1 protein-coding gene is annotated in these 361 nt (G+C 60.7%); it reads right to left on the minus strand.

Annotated features, from left to right (window positions below):
* Nucleotides 1-326, minus strand: a 326-nt coding sequence (locus CVV76_RS24505; protein WP_146010404.1) for a transposase, incomplete at its 3' end; no start/stop codon positions are given.
* Nucleotides 327-361: the final 35 nt, after the last annotated feature.

Here is a 361-nt window from a genome sequence, read left to right on the forward strand (position 1 = left end):
TAGGGGATGTTCACGGCCAAGGTCTTCTGGCGGCGGGACAGCGTGCTGAAGTCGGGCACTGCCCAGTCCAAGCCGATCAGTTTCAGCAGGCTCTCAACAAACCCGGTCGTCTGCCGTAGCGCCATGCCGAACAAGACCTTCATTGAAAGGCACGTCTGGATGGCGGCGTCGCTGTAGATCTGCTGGCGGCCACGCCGTCCTGTCGGCGCGGCATCCCAGGTCATCTCAGGGTCAAGCCAGATCGTCAGCGAGCCCCGGCGCTTGAGCGCTTCATTATAGGCCGGCCAGTTCTTGGTCTTGTAGGTCGGGGGTGTGGGTCTGCTCATGACGCCCAGCTACCATACTGGATTCACGAAATGAA

The sequence above is a fragment of the Acidimangrovimonas sediminis genome, assembly GCF_002871005.1.
Lineage (GTDB): Bacteria > Pseudomonadota > Alphaproteobacteria > Rhodobacterales > Rhodobacteraceae > Acidimangrovimonas > Acidimangrovimonas sediminis.